Raw genomic sequence first — 16867 nt, 5'->3', positions numbered from 1 at the left:
AAGGAGAATACGAAATGCAACGTCGTTATAGTCAATATACAGTAGAACAGCTGCAGCAAGAAGTTGCTGAGTTAACAGAGAAAGCACAAAAAGCTGAACAAATGGGAATGGTTAATGAATACGCTGTCCACCAGCGTAAAATCGTTATGGCAAAATCATATATGAAAAATCCAAGAGAGTATAGACGTGGACAAGTTTATGAAATAGACGGTTCACCAAGTGAATTGTTTGAAATTGATTATATGAATGGTGTCTTTGCTTGGGGAACACGTAAGTCGAAACAAGGTGAAGTCGTTAATGATGAAGAAGCTTTACCAATCGCGTTATTAACTGAACGAGTAGAATAAATTATTTAAAACCAGTTGAGAAGGGCTTACTCTCTCAACTGGTTTTTATTATGCTATGACAATGGTTCTAGCTTTTTTTGAAGCTTTTCTTCGGAATATACCCAACCTGTATAAGAAGTTAGGACGTTATAAAATTTATCTAAAGTTACAACAGCTACAAACGGGTAGTGCCCTTTAGAACGGTACCGTAAATCAATGAATCGAATTTCTACATAATCATCAAAACGGTCGATTTCGTAACGGTAGATGGGTGAGAAATCAATAAAAGCTTTGACGTTTTCATCTTGAAATGCAGCATTCATCTCAGTTGTCTCAGGTAATTTATTTTTCTTAAACGTATCTTTAATGTCGATATGACCGTGATCACTATCTGCTACGAAATAATAATCTGGTGTTTCAATGACGACACGCCAAGTATTGTGATGAATCGTAGGTTGTGTAATAATTTTTGTTGCGTTAGGAAAATGTTTTTGTAAAATATCGGTTATTTCTTTTTTGTCAAAAAATCGTTTAATATAGTATAAGAATACAACGAAGAAAACGATTAAATAAGTCATACTTGGGTCTGCACCTAATATCCATGCAAAAGCCCCAATTAAAAATAGACCAAAGATATAAGGGTCAAACGTATTAATCCACCCTAATGCAATCCATTTGTTAACAAAAGGTTTCAATGCTTGGGTACCATAAGCATTAAATATATCAACAAGAACGTGTAACGCAACTGATAATAGTACCCAGAACCATAAGTTGAGCCACGGGATGTCTATATAAAAAGCGTAGATCGAGAATGTTACTAATAAACTCCATAGCAATACTGCTAATGGTGAGTGAGACGTACCACGATGGTGTCTAATGTATGTGGCGTTATCTTTAAATTTAAAAAATGTATCAAAGTCTGGAGCGTGTGAACCGATAATTGCACCGATTAGAACGGCATGAAATAGGTCAGTGTTTTGTTGAACTGCTGGGTCTAATGTGGCTAACCCACCGATTGCAACTCCCATTGTTATATGGGTAGCAGTATCCAATGGTCCATACCTCCTTATCGAATAGGTGATTATATGACAAAGTCTACTTCTATATCTATACCCATTTTATTTAATCGTGAAGCATTCCAGCAAGATTTAATTAATTGGTATAGCAATATTAAACGCGATTTGCCTTGGCGAGAAAACCAAGATCCTTATCGTATATGGGTCTCTGAAATTATGCTTCAACAAACACAAGTCGATACAGTTATCCCTTATTTTGAACAATTTATGGAACGTTATCCGACTGTTTATGACTTAGCCAAAGCTGATCAACAAGATGTATTAAAATCTTGGGAAGGATTAGGGTATTATTCAAGAGCTCGAAACCTGCATGAGGCAGTGAAGGAAGTTGTTACATCTTATGATGGGTTAGTTCCGAATAATAAAAAAGAGTTAAAGAAACTTAAAGGAATTGGTTCCTATACACAAGGAGCTATTTTAAGTATTGCTTTTGATCAAGCTGAACCTGCTGTCGATGGTAATGTTATGCGCGTTATGTCTAGGGTGCTCCATATTGAAGAAGATATTTCTAGGCCGAAAACGAAAACGATGTTTGAAGATGTTGTCACTAACGTGATGTCTCAAGAGGATCCTTCTTCTTTTAATCAAGGTTTAATGGAGTTAGGAGCATTAATTTGCCAACCGAAAAAGCCGAAGTGTGAGCAATGTCCTGTGCAACAACATTGTTTAGCGTATGAGCGTGGAACCCAAAGAAAATTACCAGTTAAAACGAAGGCGAAAAAACAGAAGAGGGAAGCATTTTTTACTTTAATTTTAAAAAATGAAAACAATCAATACTTTATTGAACAAAGACCTGAAGAAGGATTGTTGGCAAGCTTGTGGCAATTTCCGATGTTCTCTCAATCAGAATTTGTTGAAGAAGATTTTATTAAATGGTTTGAGCTAGAACATGATGTAAAGTTGAATGTTCGTGCGGATTTTGATCAAGTGCGGCATGTGTTTTCACACGTTATATGGGAGTTAGACTTAATAGTTGCTGAATTAAACCCCCATGACTCAATAAACCTTAAAGGGAATTGGGTTGAGAGTAATGAGCTTAAAGCATATCCATTTCCAAACGTTCAACAAAAAGTAATGAATGAACTAGGTTTAAATTAGATATTTTTGGTAGTAGGATTTAAATTTTATTTTGGATAACATCTTCGCTTTTTGGATAGATTAACTGTTGCGGAGGTGATATCAGATGGCTAAAAAGAACCAACGTCAGCAACAGCAACAACAACAAAACCAAACTGCTGCTGGTACTAACGCTGAAGAAGTAAAGCGTCAAAACCAACAAGGTCAGCATCAACAGGAGTTTGCAGCTGAGACTAATCCTCAAGAAGTAAAGCGTCAAAACCAACAGTCTCAACAGCAAAGACAACAACAGAATCAACAACAGAATCAGCAACAACAGAAGAATCAGCGCTAATAACAATTAGTAAAACGTTGTTATTAACGGCTATAGGGAAGAAGCACTCCAAACTAGTGGGAGTGCTTCTTTTCACATACATAAGCATCATCATAATCGAATTAGGTCAGCTTGTATGGTACAATATCGTTATCAATTAATTTAAGAAGGGCCATAAGATATTGTGTTAGAAAGAAGGGTAAAATATGATTATTCCTAAAGACGGAGATAAAATAAAAATTCAAAGCTATAAACATAATGGTATGCTACACCGTGTTTGGGAAGAAACGACTGTATTGAAGAGTCAATCAAATTTACTTATTGGTGGAAATGATCGTGTAAGAGTATGTGAAAGTGACGGTCGGACGTGGAGGACACGAGAGCCTGCCATAACTTATTTTACGAGCAATTATTGGTTTAATATTATTACGATGATGCGTAATGATGGTGTTTATTATTACTGTAATATAAGCTCGCCTTTCATAGTCGATGATGAAGCATTAAAGTATATTGATTACGATTTGGATATTAAAGTTTTTCCTGACGGTACTTATAAGATCTTAGATGAAGATGAATTTGACATACACAGAAGACAAATGAATTATCCAGAAGTGCTACAAAAGATCTTATATAAACAATTAAGAACTTTAGAGCAGTGGGTTCAGCAAGGGAAAGGGCCGTTTAACCCTGAGTTTCCTGAAAAGTGGTATGAATATTACTTAGCTTATTCAAAATGACGCCTGTTGTATTAGCAACAGGTTTGTTTCACTTTTTACGCCATAACTTGGTGAAAACCAAGTTTTTTGTTTGTTAGGGGACTTTTTTGTAAACAGGAAGTTGGTGAAATATGTACAGTATAAAGCGCTATTTACAGTTTGTTAAACCGTATAAATGGAAGATTGCCTTGACGATTGTAATTGGTTTATTTAAGTTCAGCATTCCGCTTATTTTGCCGTTAATTACGATGTATGTCATTGACGATATTTTACTACCAGACGATTTGACGACAGATGAAAGAGTAGAAAGTCTCCTTTGGGTTATGGCAATAGCGTTTTTCGTCTTTTTAGTTTTACGTCCACCAATTGAGTATTACAGACAATATTTAGCTCAATATGTGAGTAGTAAAATCTTATATGATATTAGACAGAAATTATTCGATCATATTCAACGCTTAAGTTTGAAGTATTATTCGAAAACTAAAACAGGTGAGATTATTTCACGGGTAATACATGATGTTGAACAGACAAAAACATTTGTTGTAACAGGCTTGATGAATGTTTGGCTTGATATGGCGACTATCCTAATTGCTATTGCAATCATGTTAACTATTGACCCTGTTTTAACTTTAATTGCAATCGTTCTATTTCCTGTATATGGTTTTTCAGTTCGTTACTTTTACTCAAGGTTACGTAGTTTAACAAGAGAGAGGTCACAAGCATTAGCAGAGGTGCAGGGGCATTTACATGAGCGAGTTCAAGGGATGCCAGTTATTAGAGGTTTTGCTTTAGAGGATCACGCACAAGGTGAGTTTGATCAACATAACGGTAAATATTTAGATCGAGCGCTTCGTTTTACGAACTGGAACGCTAAATCTTATGCTGTCACCCATACAATTACAGATATTGCGCCATTGTTAGTCTTAGCTGTTGGTGGTTATTTTGTTATTGGGGATATTGTTACAATTGGTGCAATGATGGCGTTTGTTCAGTATATGGAGCGAGTATACAACCCATTACGTCGACTAGTAAATAGTATGACGCAATTAACACAAGCGCACGCTTCGATGGACCGTGTCTTTGAGTTTATGGATGAACAGTATGATATTGTAGACGAACCAAATGCTAAGAAGTTAAATCAAGTACATGGAGATGTTACGTTTGAAAACGTTTCATTTAAGTACGATGAAGAAGATCAACATGTACTAAAGAACATTAACTTACCGATTCCAAAAGGTGAGACAGTAGCACTTGTCGGTATGAGTGGTGGGGGTAAGTCGACGTTAGTAAGCTTAATTCCACGCTTTTATGATGTAACGAGTGGCGCCGTTAAAATTGATGGAATCGATGTACGGGATGTTGAGGCGCGAACATTGCGTAATCAGATTGGTATGGTATTGCAAGATAATATTTTGTTTAGTGATTCTGTCGCAATGAACATACGAATGGGTAATCCCGAGGCAACGAATGAAGAAGTAGTCGCAGCTGCAAAGGCGGCTAATGCTCATGAGTTTATTATGGATTTCCCGAACGGTTATGAAACACTCGTCGGCGAACGCGGTGTTAAGCTTTCAGGAGGGCAAAAACAAAGAATAGCGATTGCTAGAGTGTTCTTAAAGAACCCACCTTTATTAATTTTAGATGAAGCAACTTCAGCTTTAGACCTTGAAAGTGAGCAGCTCATACAAGAAGCTATGAATAAGTTAGCTCACAACCGTACAACGTTTATCGTTGCTCACCGTTTATCAACGATTACACATGCTGATCGGATTGTTCTAATTAATAACGGTGAAATTAAAGAACAAGGAACTCACGATGAACTCATGCGACAAAAAGGCTTATACTACGATCTATTCCAAGTACAGGAATTAGATCAGAAGAAACCGAAAAATAAATTATCTAACCTTTAAAAAATAACCGTCGATTAAAGTGGTCGACGGTTATTTTTTATATAGACTATCATTAATTGTTATTTTATGTTATTTTTGTAGTAAAATAAATCTGAAAAATGTGACATTTAGTAGAATTTTGGGAGGGGACTTTAGTGACGATACAATCAAACGTAGTAAAGATGAAAGAACAAATTGGTAAAGTAATCATGGGGAAAGGCGAAACTATTGAACTTTTAATGAATGCATTTATAAACCAGGGCCATGTGTTATTAGAAAGTGTTCCTGGAACAGGGAAGACAATGTTGGCTAAAGCCGTTGCGAAATCGGTAGAAGGTGACTTTCAACGTATTCAATTTACACCAGACGTTTTACCATCTGACGTGTCTGGTATTCAATATTTTAATCCGAAAGACCAGCAGTTTGAATTGCGAGTAGGACCTGTATTAACAAACGTTTTATTAGCAGATGAAATTAACCGTGCAACTCCACGTACACAGTCATCTTTACTTGAAGTTATGGAAGAAAAGCAAGTAACGATTGATGGTGAGACGGTCAATATTCCGCAACCATTTATTGTTATCGCTACACAAAACCCAGTTGAATCACAGCAAGGGACATTTGACCTTCCAGAAGCTCAAATGGATCGTTTCTTTATGAAGCTTGATTTAGGGTATCCATCATATGCAGATGAAAAAACGATGATGCAAAGCCACCGTGAAAACGAGCCACTCGAACAGTTAACTTCAATCTTCTCAAAAGAAGATTTAGTTGGATTCCAAGAAGAAGTTAAAAAAGTAAAAGTGACTGAAGTGGTAGAAGAATATATTTTAGACATTGTACAAGCAACGCGTCATCACCAGCATGTTGATGTAGGTGTTAGCCCACGTGGTACTTTAGCTTTCATGCGTTCAGCGCAAGGGAGTGCTGCCATTAAAGGTCGTGATTATGTGACACCAGAAGATGTTAAGGAAATGGCACCGTATGTATTACCACACCGTTTAGTACTAAGTTTAGATGGTTCTACAATTAAATCACAAGATGATGTATTAATTGAAGCACTAGAGGAAGTGGAAGTACCAGCAGAGTATGGAGTTGCGAAGTAATGAAGTTTCAAAAATATGTTCAAGAAAATAAAACGTTTCCAGTCTTCGTCTTAGTGGGGACAATTTTACTCATGGCGGGACTGTTTATCGATTTTTATAGTATGCATATGTTAATTTTTATATCGATTTTCCTGATCATTTTATATGGTTTAGGAGTCTTTTATGAACGCCATATCGATGATTATTTAACTTTCACTTTTACTGAAGTACCAAACAGGCATTACAAAGGTGATGAAGGTTATATTGAAGTTGAAATTGAACAGAAAGGAATCTTACCTTTATTAAACGCTGAAGTTGTAATTGAAATGGATGATGTCATCGAGTTTAAAGGTGGTAAAACTATAGCACGCCGTTACATGACAACATTCAGTAAGAACTTTAATTTAATGTTTTGGGAAAAACGTAAAATTAAAATTCCATACGAAACGAAAAAAAGGGGAGTAGCTAAAGTTCAAAACATTGAACTAGTCGTCCCGAACATTTTCGGTTTCAGTAAAGTTTTTATGAAAGCTCGTAAAAGGTTTAACAAAGAAGTCATTGTTTACCCGAATAAAACCGTCGTGCCTAACATTGATTTAATGTCACCTAAAAATATGGGTTTCCATCGAGCAACACACTCTTTATTTGATGAACACACATTACCTGTAGGAACCCGTGATTATGAACAAGGGGACGCTTTTAATAAAATTCATTGGAAAGCAAGTGCCAAAGAAGGGGCTTTACAAACAAAGGTTTTCGAGAAAGCAAGCCAAATATCTTGGTGTTTCTTGTTAAATGTAAGATCTGAACAAGGGCTGTCAGTAGCAGAGAACGTCGAAACATTATTGGAACAGATTGCTTATATGACAGAATATGCAACGAAAAATCAAATTCCGTATCGTATTTTCGTTAACATTTCAGCTTTGGACCAGATCCCTTTTATTCACCAGTTAGAAGGTGAAGGTCACTTTCATTATCGTAAGACGTTAGAGTTGCTGGCTAGAATGAAGTTTCTAACTTTTAATACGCCATATGAGAGAGTATTGCATTTCGTATGGAAACACGAATCGAATCCTGCTTATGTCATTCAAGTTGGATCTGTTACAGATCGCCAAATGCAGTATTTGAAGCTAATTGAGAGAAAAGGCTCAAAGCTTGCTTTCTTAAATGGGGGCAGTCTAACAACTGGTCCGTCAGAAGGGAAGGTGAAGCAAAGTGGATAGTTTATCCCTTCGTTATTTAAGGTGGTATCAGTATGTTTTAGAGCTTTTCCCGTTGTTAATATTTATATCATTTGATTATGTAGGCTCAAATCAATGGCCACCTTTAACAGAGTTTATAATTTTGACGTTGGTAATAGCACCGATTACATCAATGGTACTTTATCGGATTGGCGGACGTGTTGCAGTCTATGCGGCTATTCCTGTTGTGTTTTTAGCAGCTGTATTGTTAGGCTTTAGTTTAATTTATGGAGCAATCATAGCGATACTTACAGTTGTTCGAATAGAAAACCGCTATATTAAAACAGATGAAGATGTAGAAGCGATCGTATTACTAATTACGTTCTTTGCCTCTATTATCGCCTTTTTATTTTTGTATACGACAGTAGGCGATTTTGCGAGTTATTTCATTTTCGTATTCGCTGTCCAAATTATTACTTGGTTAGTAGGGCGGTTAACTTATTATTTTATTCGCGATGAGAAAGCTGCTAATGATTCATTGTCCAAAAAAGCATATGTAATTTTGTCTAGTGTAGGGGTTATAACGATCGTTTCATACCTTCTTTACGTTTTATTTCCTTACATTAAATTTGGTTTTGCTTATTTACTTCATTTTGGCTTACTTATTTTTGCATGGTTGATGAGCCCGATCTTTAATATGGCTGAGAACTTTGAAGCAAATCCCCCTGTGTTGGATGAAGAAGAAGATGATGATGAGTTTGGTTTTGGACAGAGCACTGTTGACGAGAGGGTGGAGAGCACATCTAACCTTTTGGACAATGTAGGGTTAATCATTATTATAGCGATTGTAACTGTTTTAGTAATACTATATATTAAGTACCGCAATAGGTTGAAGTTGCACAAGGAAGAAGTGAGAGAAGGGTATGAAAAAGTAGAGAAAGAGAAAACGGCAGGTCGAATGTTTTTCAAAAGACGTAGTAAAGCAAAAAGGCCAAGCCACCGTGTTCGTAGAGCTTATTTTGACTTAGAGAAGTGGGCTGCGAAACATGATGTCGGTCGTAAGGAGCATGAAACGATCGATGAGTGGGTGAATCGATTAGGTTTATACGAGGAAGTTGACTCTTCTATTTTAGAAGTTTATAAAACAGTTAGATATAAACAAGATGAAGACTTGGACTTTAACGAATCTCAGTATTTAAAAGCGATACAAACGATTAAGAGTACATTAAAGCAAAAAGCAGATGAGCAGAAGAAGGAGAAAGAAGAGTGAATTTAAAGAGGCTGGGACAGAACTAATTCTTAATAGACAAAACCCGAACGAAATCAGACTGTGAATTCGTTCGGGTTTTTCTGATTATCGCTCCATCAAAATGCTTCGCTTTTACCCACAGGGCACAAGTGCAACATCTGCTCATGCTCCCTACGGTCGCTTGTCGCAGTGTTTTCTTTGCCGGGGCACGGCTCGAGCCTCCTCGGCCCAAAGAACGGGGCCTGTGGGGTCTCGAGACTCGTGCTGTTCCCGCAGGAGTCTACGCATTTTGATTCCGCTGAGTGACTGCTAAACTAAGCTGATTGGCAATTGTTCGTGCTTTCATTACACTATAAACCTTTTGTCCCATTCTTTTTTTCATTAATTATGAGAACTATTTTGATAGCTTCTTAGTAATTTCTTTAAATGAACTAATTCGTTATGGTAATCCATTAGTGTTGATGCTAACGGTAATAATTTGAGTCGATCTTGGTCGTCCTCTTCATAAACTTTTAATAATTGATCAACTAGTTTAGGAATGTCAGGTTCGTGGATCTTCTCTAGTGGATCAACTTCTTTTTTACGAATACGCCCTAAATACATTAAAATTAACTTCTCGTGTGTGTGTAACGTCTTATCGACTTCTTCAATAATTTGCTTATTAATGTCTCGTGGTATGTTTTCAATATCATCATCCATTCGGTGCAACGTATTTAATACGAGGAATGATTTATTTGATGTATGAATAAGTTGACGGAACAATACAAGCTTCCTAGCTCGTTCATAACCCTTCTTACGCGAATAAGTACGTTCTTCTGAAAACAAGTGATACGTTTGGTCAACTTTAGATAAGTCAGCGCTAAGTCGGTCGATCTCCTTTTTCAATGCTGGCTGGTCTGATAAGTGTCTCGTTGTAACACGAATCCATTGTAAAATATCTGATGTCGTACGGTTAATATCTTCAAACAATTTCGTTTCGTATTTCGGTGGTAAAAAGGCTAAGTTAACGACAAAAGCTGAAACAATGCCGATAAAGATCGAACTGAAGCGGATGCCGGCAAATTCTAAAAAGGGCATTTCAGTTGTATCCATGATCGCAATGACTGCAATAATTGCGATGAAAGTCGTATCCTCTTTCATTTTTAAAATCATACAAATAGCTATAACCGTAACAATGCCAAACCCGATGATGAACGGTTCATTACCGACAGATAATACTAAGACTATGGCTAAAATAGCTCCGATTATATTAGCTTGCACTTGCTCTACAATTGTTTGAACAGACCGATAAATTGATGGTTGTATAGAAGATACTGCTGCAATAGCGGCAGCAAATACCCCAGCTTCAAAACCGAATCCACTTGCCACGTATAAGGCCACGACAGTAGCAAGGCCTGTCTTAAATGCGCGTGCACCGACTTTCATTAAAATACCTTCCTCTCACGATCAATCATTTCTTACCATTATATTCATATATACACTATATCAGAAATATTATAACTGTAATTGTATGAACTGTTTATGTATTCAGTTCCACTAAACGCATCATTATAACCTAAAAATGACCAAAAAAAGAGACTTTCGCATAATAGCGAAAGCCTTAGTTCTGGTAAAACCAGAAAGGAAGGGAGTTTCATAACATCATGTTCCTTCGATAAGGGGTAATCCAAAAATTCTGAATTATCTATATTTTAGCACAGTATTTTGAAAATTCAACCTTTTTTAATAGTTTTTTTATAATTTTATAGTTGGCTGAATGCTGCTTCAACAGCCTTTAATGTCTGATCGATATCCTCTTCAGTGTGTGCAGTCGTTAAAAACCATGCTTCGTATTTTGAAGGTGCTAAGTTGATCCCTTGATCTAACATGAGTTTGAAGAAGCGACCAAACATTTCACCATCTGTATTTTCAGCTTGTTCATAGTTTGTGATCTCTTCATCAGTGAAGAAAACGGTAAGCATCCCTTTTAAACGATTAATTTTTACCGGTAAATTATATTTGTGAGCATGTTGTAAAATTCCTTGTTCAAGTTTTTCACCTAGTTGGTCCATTTCATCATAAATGCCTTCTTGTTGTAACACTTCTAAACATGCGATCCCTGCTGCCATTGATGCAGGGTTACCTGACATCGTTCCGGCTTGATAAGCTGGTCCAAGTGGGGCAACTTGTTCCATAATGTCAACGCGACCTCCATATGCTCCAATTGGTAATCCACCACCGATAATTTTACCCATTGCCGTCATATCGGCTTGAACATTTGTAATCTCTTGTGCGCTACCATAATGGAAGCGGAATGCCGAAATCACCTCATCAAAAATTAAAAGACTGTTATTTTCATGTGTTAGCTGTTTTACTTCTTCTAAAAAGCCTGGTTTAGGTTCAACTAGACCGAAATTACCTACGATTGGTTCAACTAGAACAGCTGCAATATCATCCCCGAACTTACTTAACGCTTCTTTAAGTGGTTCAATGTCGTTAAAAGGAACTGTTATAACTTCTTGTGCAATACTAGTTGGGACACCTGCTGAATCTGGGCTGCCTAAAGTTGATGGGCCTGATCCTGCTGCTACTAAAACTAAATCGGAGTGACCATGATAACATCCAGCGAATTTAATAACTTTCGTTCGGTTCGTATAAGCTCTAGCCACACGTATTGTTGTCATTACAGCTTCTGTACCAGAGTTAACGAAGCGAACTTTCTCAAGTGAAGGTATTGCATCCGTTAGCATTTTAGCAAACTGATTTTCTAGTTTAGTTGGTGTACCGTAAAGAACACCATTTTCTGCTGCGCTTTTGATCGCTTCAGTAATGTGTGGGTGAGCATGACCTGTAATGATCGGTCCATAAGCCCCTAGGTAGTCAATGTATTGATTACCATCAACATCGTAAAAGTGAGCGCCTTCTCCTTTTTCCATAAAGACAGGAGTACCTCCGCCGACACCTTTAAAAGCTCTTGATGGTGAATTCACGCCACCTACGATTAAGTCTTCAGCTTCTTTATATAAGATTTCAGATGTTTGTCTATTCATCATTTCATTCCTCCATATGTATGCATTCTATTTTTATATTCTATCATAGAAGGCTTTCATGCTTCAGTCTTTGTCGTCATAGGTTATAGTAATGAATTAATGTAAAGTAGGGATGCTAAATGGAAGTCCACTTTCTATCGTTATTTTTTGTTATGGTCGTGCTTTCTGGAAGTTTATATATTTTTTCCCGTAATTATAGTGAAGTAAGGGGCTCTTTTTCGAAAGAATTGTTCAGTGCGTTTATAGCAATTTATTTTATACTAATGTTAGGCTTTGCATTAATTTACTTTATATTAGCTGAGATGGGATATGTTTTGCTTCAAGGGGAATTACTTCAAACCGGTACATCAGTCGAACGGTTTTTGCATGCTATATATTTTAGTGGTGTGACGTTAATGACGATTGGTTACGGTGATATTACGCCTGTTGGGATCGGACGAGCAGTTGCGTTAATTGAAGCATTCATTGGATTTTTATTACCTGCAGCTTTTTTCTATAAGCTATTTAAATAATAAGATTTGTCAGATGCAAGAATGTTCGGTAATCTTATTATAAAAGTAGTATATAGGAGGAATTAAAAATGACAGTAGAAGTAGGAAAACAAGCACCTGATTTTACATTACCAGCAAGTAACGGAGAAGATGTATCTTTATCAGATTATAAAGGGAAGTACGTCGTTTTATATTTCTATCCGAAAGATATGACACCTGGTTGTACTACACAGGCATGTGATTTTAGAGACAATCACGAAAGTTTTAAAGATTTAGATGCCGTTATTTTAGGTGTTAGTCCAGATCCAGTTAAGCGTCATGAGAAGTTTATTGAAAAACATGACCTTCCATTCTTACTTTTAGCAGATGAGGATCATAAAGTCGCTGAAGATTATGATGTATGGAAATTTAAGAAAAACTTTGGTAAAGAGTATTATGGAATTGAGCGCTCAACATTTATTATTGACCCAGATGGAAACTTAGTGAAAGAGTGGCGCAAAGTCAAGGTTAAAGACCACGTAGAAGAAGCGCTAAATTATATTAAGGAAAGTTTATAAGCAACGAAAGATTAAGGAACGGCTTTTAATAAGCTGTTCCTTCTATACATAAGGAGAGATAAAGTGAAAATCATAACAACTTGCCGCGTAAAAGATTCTATTAAAGATCAACTTGTAAAACGTTTTAAAGATGTAAGCTTTGTGTGGCACGAATCGATTAATGAAGCAGAAAAAGATTTAAACCAAGCTGAAGTTTTAATTACTTACGGTGAAGATTTAGAAGACCATCATATTGAAGCAGCTCATCATTTAAAGTGGATTATGGTTATTTCAGCGGGATTAGATGAGATGCCGTTTAGTAAAATTGAAGAAAAAGGTATTCTCGTTACTAATGTTAGAGGCATTCATGCAATTCCAATGGCTGAATATGTTATTGCAATGATCTTACAAGTAAGTAGACAGACGAAGACATTAATTGAGAATGAAAGTCAGCACAAGTGGGACCGTAAAGTGAAGATGGAAGAAATAACAGGAAAGACGATGCTAGTTGCGGGTACTGGTGCAATTGGTCAGGAAGTCGCTCGCTTAGCTAAGGCGTTCCGCATAGAGACAATTGGTGTATCTCAAAGCGGAAAACTGAAAGAACACTTTGATCGTTGTTATAAAAATGAAGAGTTAAATTCGTTACTAGGTGAAGCGGATTTTGTAATTGGTGTGTTACCTGCAACTGATGAAACTGAACATTTCTTCTCAAAAGAACAATTTCATCAAATGAAAGAAAGTGCCATATTTTTAAATATGGGGCGTGGTAAAACAGTTGATGAAGTGGCAATCATTGAAGCTTTAAAAGAAAAACAATTTCAACATGCCGTATTGGATGTGTTTGAAGAAGAACCATTAGATGAAGAAAGTCCGTTATGGGATTTAAATAACTGTACTATTACACCACACTTATCTGGTATATCTAGACATTACCAGCCGAGAGCTTTTGAAATTTTTGAAGAAAATCTAGAAGTGTATATAAAAGAAGGAAAGTTAGTTAAAAATATAATTGACCCAAAGAGGGGGTATTAAAGTTGCGTATTTACACACGCTCAGGCGATAAAGGGGAAACATCATTAATATTTGGTAAGAGAGTTAAAAAGAGCGACCTTAGAGTAGAAGCTTACGGAACTTGTGATGAAGCAAATTCTATGATCGGATTAGGAAGAAGTCATTTAACAAATGAAGAATTTGAAGGGAAACAACAAGTGGTTGAAGCTTTGCATCAAGTGCAGACAATCTTATTCCATGTCGGAGCTGAATTAGCAACGCCTCAAGATAAGGAAGTAGCGTGGAAATTGAAAAAAGAACATATAGAAGCGTTGGAACAACAAATTGACAAGTGGGATCAATCATTGCAGCCTCTCAATAATTTCATTTTACCTTCAGGGCATCCTAGCGCAGCTGCACTTCATTCAGCTAGAACAATCGTTAGAAGAGCTGAAAGAGTTGCGGTAGCATTAGAAGATGAAGTTGAAAATGATTTAGTTGTTTCTTATTTAAACCGTTTATCAGACTTCTTATTTGTTGCAGCTCGCTATGTAAATCAATCTGTAGGCGGTGAAGAACTGCCGTTAAACACAGATGTATAAAAAGGTTACCAATCACATATAAATTGACAAATCATCTTGAGAACATTTACACTATTTATAAAGATTATTAAGTAATAATATTATTGAGTTGGAAAGTGAGGTGCATGACGGTGTCTGAAGAAAGAATGCAAAAAGCGTTAGCAACTTTGAAGTCGTCAGGTGTTCGAATTACACCGCAACGTCATGCAGTGCTTGAATATCTCATGCATTCGATGAACCATCCAACTGCGGATGAGATTTATAAAGCACTTGAAGGTAAATTCCCAAACATGAGTGTCGCAACAGTATATAACAACTTACGTGTCTTTTTAGATATTGGATTAGTTAGAGAATTAACTTATGGTGATTCATCAAGTCGCTTTGACTGTAATACGACTGAACACTACCATGTTATATGTAACTCATGTGGGAAAATTGTAGACTTTCATTATCCAGCATTGGATGAAGTTGAACAATTAGCTGAGCAAGTTACTGGCTTTAATGTGAGCCATCACCGCATGGAAGTATACGGAACGTGTACAGACTGTCAAGAAAATAAAAGCCACTAACAATTAGAGCTGATCATTTAGGTCAGCTCCTTTTTATGACATATTATAATAATTAAATTAACAAAAAAAGAAAGCTAGACTACGAAAGTCAGCTTTCTTTTTGTTCTTCATTCGTATACTTTTTAGAGTTGTATTTTTCATCAAACTCTTTACCTTCTAGATCTCTATCTAGAGTTAACGGTTGCTTACAAAACATACATGCATCAACTCGTCCGAGCATTTTTGTTTGCTTACCACATTCTGGGCATTCAACAGGAACAGCTTTTGTTGAGAGCATTCCAATCCAAAAGTAAATGACAGTACTTAAGCCAATTGCAACAATGCCAAGAAACATAAAGATTAACATTAACCATTCAGTTTCACGAAAGAACAGGCCAATATACATAATGATCATACCTGCGAATATTAAGCCTAATGCAACTGAGCGGATTTTATTAATTTTGTTACTGTATTTTAAGGCCATTAATTGGGTACCTCCCTTATATAACTCTTAAATATATTATTGCCTTGATTTTCTCTATAGACAACAGAAGTATAGCACATTTTTTGTGACATGTATGTGAAGAAAGAGGAAATCCAAAAGATTTGTCGAAATGTATGTTCAGAGCGAAATTAGGAGGAAATGAAGATGGAAGATGTGTTACGTCCAATATACCAAGAGAGAGCGAGCAGTTCGAACACACTAGGGATCTTAATGTTAGAAAGAGTAGAAAGCCATAAATCTGTAACGGATCAATTTGACTGTATATTACTCGTTATAGTTAATGAATCAGAAGAAGATTGGTATGTAAAACATTATGAATTTAATAATAAGAAAGCAGCCATGCATATTGTGACAGAGAAACTACTTAAAGAATGGATCAATACTAGTGGCTATCGGAAAGTAGTAGATTGGTTAACGCGAGGGACTATCATCTTTGACCGAAATGAATATTTAGCTCAACTAAAAGCAAGATTACGAGATTTCCCTGAAAGTACAAGACAATTAAGGAAAGCTATTGAGTTTGCTAAGCTAGTTCGATCTTATCGAGAGTGCAAAGAGCTATTTGAGTCGAAGCATTACTTAGATGCTAACAGTTTAATGATTCGATCGCTCCATTACTTAGCGAGACTAGCTGTGTTAGAAAAAGGATTCCACCCAGAAATTATTGTATGGCACCAAGTAAAACGTATAGACCCTGAAGTTTACAAGTTATATCATGAATTAATTGAAAGTGAAGAACCAGTCGAAAAACGAATTCAACTAATGATGCTCGCAAGTGATTTTGCGATTCATTCTAGAGCTGAACAAGGATCTGCTCACTTATTAGATATAATGAGACAACAAGAAGAACCATGGACTTTCGGAGACTTGAAAGTGCACCCGGAGATTAAACATTACACATTAGACTTATCAATATTACTGGAGTACTTAGTGGAACGGGATATTGTAGAAACGAAGCTAATCGAAACAAAAGGGAAGAATGTTTATCATCGTTGTTACCAAGTTAAATAGATATACATAGAGAAGTTCATTTGAAACAGTGGGCTTCTCTTTTTTATGGATTCTAATCTAAATAGGAAAATAAAGCCATTCAACTTCTATTTAAAAAGTTGTTGACGGTTAAAAAGCTATCGTGCTATATTTATAAACGTCGCATTGAGAGACGAACTTACAACTAAGTGAAAGTTGAAACGAAGTTCTCAAATGAAAACAAAAAGTTATTGACTTGCCTTTTAATATTTGATATATTTAAAGGGTCGCTTTTTGAACGGC

Annotated in this window: 18 protein-coding genes; 14 read left to right on the top strand and 4 right to left on the bottom strand. The window is 36.3% G+C overall.

Annotated features, from left to right (window positions below):
- Positions 1-14: 14 nt before the first annotated feature.
- Complete coding sequence (locus tag AHA02nite_RS12800) at positions 15-347, top strand: YfhH family protein (protein ID WP_174758199.1); 333 nt, start codon at positions 15-17, stop codon at positions 345-347.
- A gap of 53 nt (positions 348-400) precedes the next feature.
- Here AHA02nite_RS12800 and AHA02nite_RS12795 read toward each other — a convergent pair whose 3' ends face one another.
- Entirely contained in the window at positions 401-1378 is a 978-nt protein-coding gene (locus tag AHA02nite_RS12795) for a metal-dependent hydrolase (protein ID WP_146817941.1), read from the bottom strand.
- A gap of 33 nt (positions 1379-1411) precedes the next feature.
- Between AHA02nite_RS12795 and mutY the strand changes: the two genes are divergently transcribed.
- The 7 genes from mutY (at position 1412) to AHA02nite_RS12760 (ending at position 8933) form a co-directional block, all read left to right on the top strand.
- Positions 1412-2500, top strand: coding sequence for an A/G-specific adenine glycosylase (gene mutY / locus AHA02nite_RS12790; RefSeq protein WP_146817938.1), 1089 nt, complete (start codon positions 1412-1414; stop codon positions 2498-2500).
- Positions 2501-2585: 85 nt separating this feature from the next.
- Entirely contained in the window at positions 2586-2813 is a 228-nt protein-coding gene (locus tag AHA02nite_RS12785; RefSeq protein ID WP_146817935.1) for a gamma-type small acid-soluble spore protein, read from the top strand.
- Between the two features lie 185 nt (positions 2814-2998).
- Positions 2999-3529, top strand: coding sequence for a nucleoside tri-diphosphate phosphatase (ntdP, locus tag AHA02nite_RS12780; protein ID WP_146817932.1), 531 nt, complete (start codon positions 2999-3001; stop codon positions 3527-3529).
- A gap of 110 nt (positions 3530-3639) precedes the next feature.
- Positions 3640-5418, top strand: coding sequence for an ABC transporter ATP-binding protein (locus AHA02nite_RS12775; protein ID WP_146817929.1), 1779 nt, complete (start codon positions 3640-3642; stop codon positions 5416-5418).
- 134 nt (positions 5419-5552) lie between these two features.
- Positions 5553-6503 carry an AAA family ATPase gene (locus AHA02nite_RS12770; RefSeq protein WP_218025428.1) on the top strand — a complete coding sequence of 317 codons (951 nt, stop codon included), beginning with the start codon at positions 5553-5555 and terminating at the stop codon, positions 6501-6503.
- Positions 6503-7705, top strand: coding sequence for a DUF58 domain-containing protein (locus tag AHA02nite_RS12765; protein WP_146817926.1), 1203 nt, complete (start codon positions 6503-6505; stop codon positions 7703-7705). Before AHA02nite_RS12770 ends, AHA02nite_RS12765 begins: the two co-directional genes overlap by 1 nt.
- Positions 7698-8933 carry a hypothetical protein gene (locus AHA02nite_RS12760; protein ID WP_146817923.1) on the top strand — a complete coding sequence of 412 codons (1236 nt, stop codon included), beginning with the start codon at positions 7698-7700 and terminating at the stop codon, positions 8931-8933. Before AHA02nite_RS12765 ends, AHA02nite_RS12760 begins: the two co-directional genes overlap by 8 nt.
- Positions 8934-9293: 360 nt before the next feature.
- Here AHA02nite_RS12760 and AHA02nite_RS12755 read toward each other — a convergent pair whose 3' ends face one another.
- On the bottom strand, positions 9294-10337 hold the full coding sequence (locus tag AHA02nite_RS12755; RefSeq protein ID WP_146817920.1) for an FUSC family protein: 1044 nt from the start codon (positions 10335-10337) through the stop codon (positions 9294-9296).
- A gap of 317 nt (positions 10338-10654) precedes the next feature.
- Positions 10655-11941: a glutamate-1-semialdehyde 2,1-aminomutase gene (locus AHA02nite_RS12750; protein WP_281284105.1), complete on the bottom strand. Its 1287-nt coding sequence runs from the start codon at positions 11939-11941 to the stop codon at positions 10655-10657.
- A gap of 119 nt (positions 11942-12060) precedes the next feature.
- Between AHA02nite_RS12750 and AHA02nite_RS15245 the strand changes: the two genes are divergently transcribed.
- The 5 genes from AHA02nite_RS15245 (at position 12061) to perR (ending at position 15111) form a co-directional block, all read left to right on the top strand.
- Positions 12061-12453, top strand: a complete 393-nt coding sequence (locus AHA02nite_RS15245) for a potassium channel family protein (RefSeq protein ID WP_017186495.1) — start codon at positions 12061-12063, stop codon at positions 12451-12453.
- 68 nt (positions 12454-12521) lie between these two features.
- Complete coding sequence (gene bcp, locus AHA02nite_RS12740) at positions 12522-12989, top strand: thioredoxin-dependent thiol peroxidase (protein ID WP_146817914.1); 468 nt, start codon at positions 12522-12524, stop codon at positions 12987-12989.
- Between the two features lie 63 nt (positions 12990-13052).
- Positions 13053-14003 (top strand): D-2-hydroxyacid dehydrogenase, encoded by a 951-nt coding sequence (locus AHA02nite_RS12735; RefSeq protein WP_146817911.1) that lies wholly within the window; start codon positions 13053-13055, stop codon positions 14001-14003.
- 2 nt (positions 14004-14005) lie between these two features.
- Positions 14006-14563, top strand: coding sequence for a cob(I)yrinic acid a,c-diamide adenosyltransferase (locus AHA02nite_RS12730; protein WP_146817909.1), 558 nt, complete (start codon positions 14006-14008; stop codon positions 14561-14563).
- 104 nt (positions 14564-14667) lie between these two features.
- The gene (perR, locus tag AHA02nite_RS12725) at positions 14668-15111 is read left to right on the top strand and encodes a peroxide-responsive transcriptional repressor PerR (protein WP_170236106.1); all 444 of its coding nucleotides are present in this window, start codon (positions 14668-14670) and stop codon (positions 15109-15111) included.
- Positions 15112-15199: 88 nt separating this feature from the next.
- On the opposite strand, the gene AHA02nite_RS12720 is transcribed toward perR, so the two are convergent.
- Positions 15200-15574 (bottom strand): YgzB family protein, encoded by a 375-nt coding sequence (locus AHA02nite_RS12720; protein WP_146817903.1) that lies wholly within the window; start codon positions 15572-15574, stop codon positions 15200-15202.
- 165 nt (positions 15575-15739) lie between these two features.
- Here AHA02nite_RS12720 and AHA02nite_RS12715 point away from each other — a divergent pair, with 165 nt between their 5' ends.
- Positions 15740-16606, top strand: coding sequence for a nucleotidyltransferase-like protein (locus AHA02nite_RS12715; RefSeq protein ID WP_146817901.1), 867 nt, complete (start codon positions 15740-15742; stop codon positions 16604-16606).
- Positions 16607-16867: the final 261 nt, after the last annotated feature.

It is taken from the genome of Alkalibacillus haloalkaliphilus (genome assembly GCF_007991275.1).
Classification (GTDB): Bacteria; Bacillota; Bacilli; order Bacillales; family Alkalibacillaceae; genus Alkalibacillus; species Alkalibacillus haloalkaliphilus.
The sequence above is the reverse complement of the archived record's forward strand: the minus strand, read 5'-3'. Positions and strand labels throughout refer to the sequence as shown.

Bases quoted from the DNA above. Each gene is read 5' to 3' on its own strand.
- AHA02nite_RS12750 (WP_281284105.1), bottom strand. From the start codon at position 11,941: ATGAATAGACAAACATCTGAAATCTTATATAAAGAAGCTGAAGACTTA.
- mutY (WP_146817938.1), top strand. From the start codon at position 1,412: ATGACAAAGTCTACTTCTATATCTATACCCATTTTATTTAATCGTGAA.
- AHA02nite_RS12775 (WP_146817929.1), top strand. From the start codon at position 3,640: ATGTACAGTATAAAGCGCTATTTACAGTTTGTTAAACCGTATAAATGG.
- AHA02nite_RS12800 (WP_174758199.1), top strand. From the start codon at position 15: ATGCAACGTCGTTATAGTCAATATACAGTAGAACAGCTGCAGCAAGAA.
- AHA02nite_RS12715 (WP_146817901.1), top strand. From the start codon at position 15,740: ATGGAAGATGTGTTACGTCCAATATACCAAGAGAGAGCGAGCAGTTCG.
- AHA02nite_RS12755 (WP_146817920.1), bottom strand. From the start codon at position 10,337: ATGAAAGTCGGTGCACGCGCATTTAAGACAGGCCTTGCTACTGTCGTG.
- AHA02nite_RS12720 (WP_146817903.1), bottom strand. From the start codon at position 15,574: ATGGCCTTAAAATACAGTAACAAAATTAATAAAATCCGCTCAGTTGCA.
- AHA02nite_RS12765 (WP_146817926.1), top strand. From the start codon at position 6,503: ATGAAGTTTCAAAAATATGTTCAAGAAAATAAAACGTTTCCAGTCTTC.
- ntdP (WP_146817932.1), top strand. From the start codon at position 2,999: ATGATTATTCCTAAAGACGGAGATAAAATAAAAATTCAAAGCTATAAA.
- AHA02nite_RS12785 (WP_146817935.1), top strand. From the start codon at position 2,586: ATGGCTAAAAAGAACCAACGTCAGCAACAGCAACAACAACAAAACCAA.
- bcp (WP_146817914.1), top strand. From the start codon at position 12,522: ATGACAGTAGAAGTAGGAAAACAAGCACCTGATTTTACATTACCAGCA.
- AHA02nite_RS15245 (WP_017186495.1), top strand. From the start codon at position 12,061: ATGGAAGTCCACTTTCTATCGTTATTTTTTGTTATGGTCGTGCTTTCT.
- perR (WP_170236106.1), top strand. From the start codon at position 14,668: ATGACGGTGTCTGAAGAAAGAATGCAAAAAGCGTTAGCAACTTTGAAG.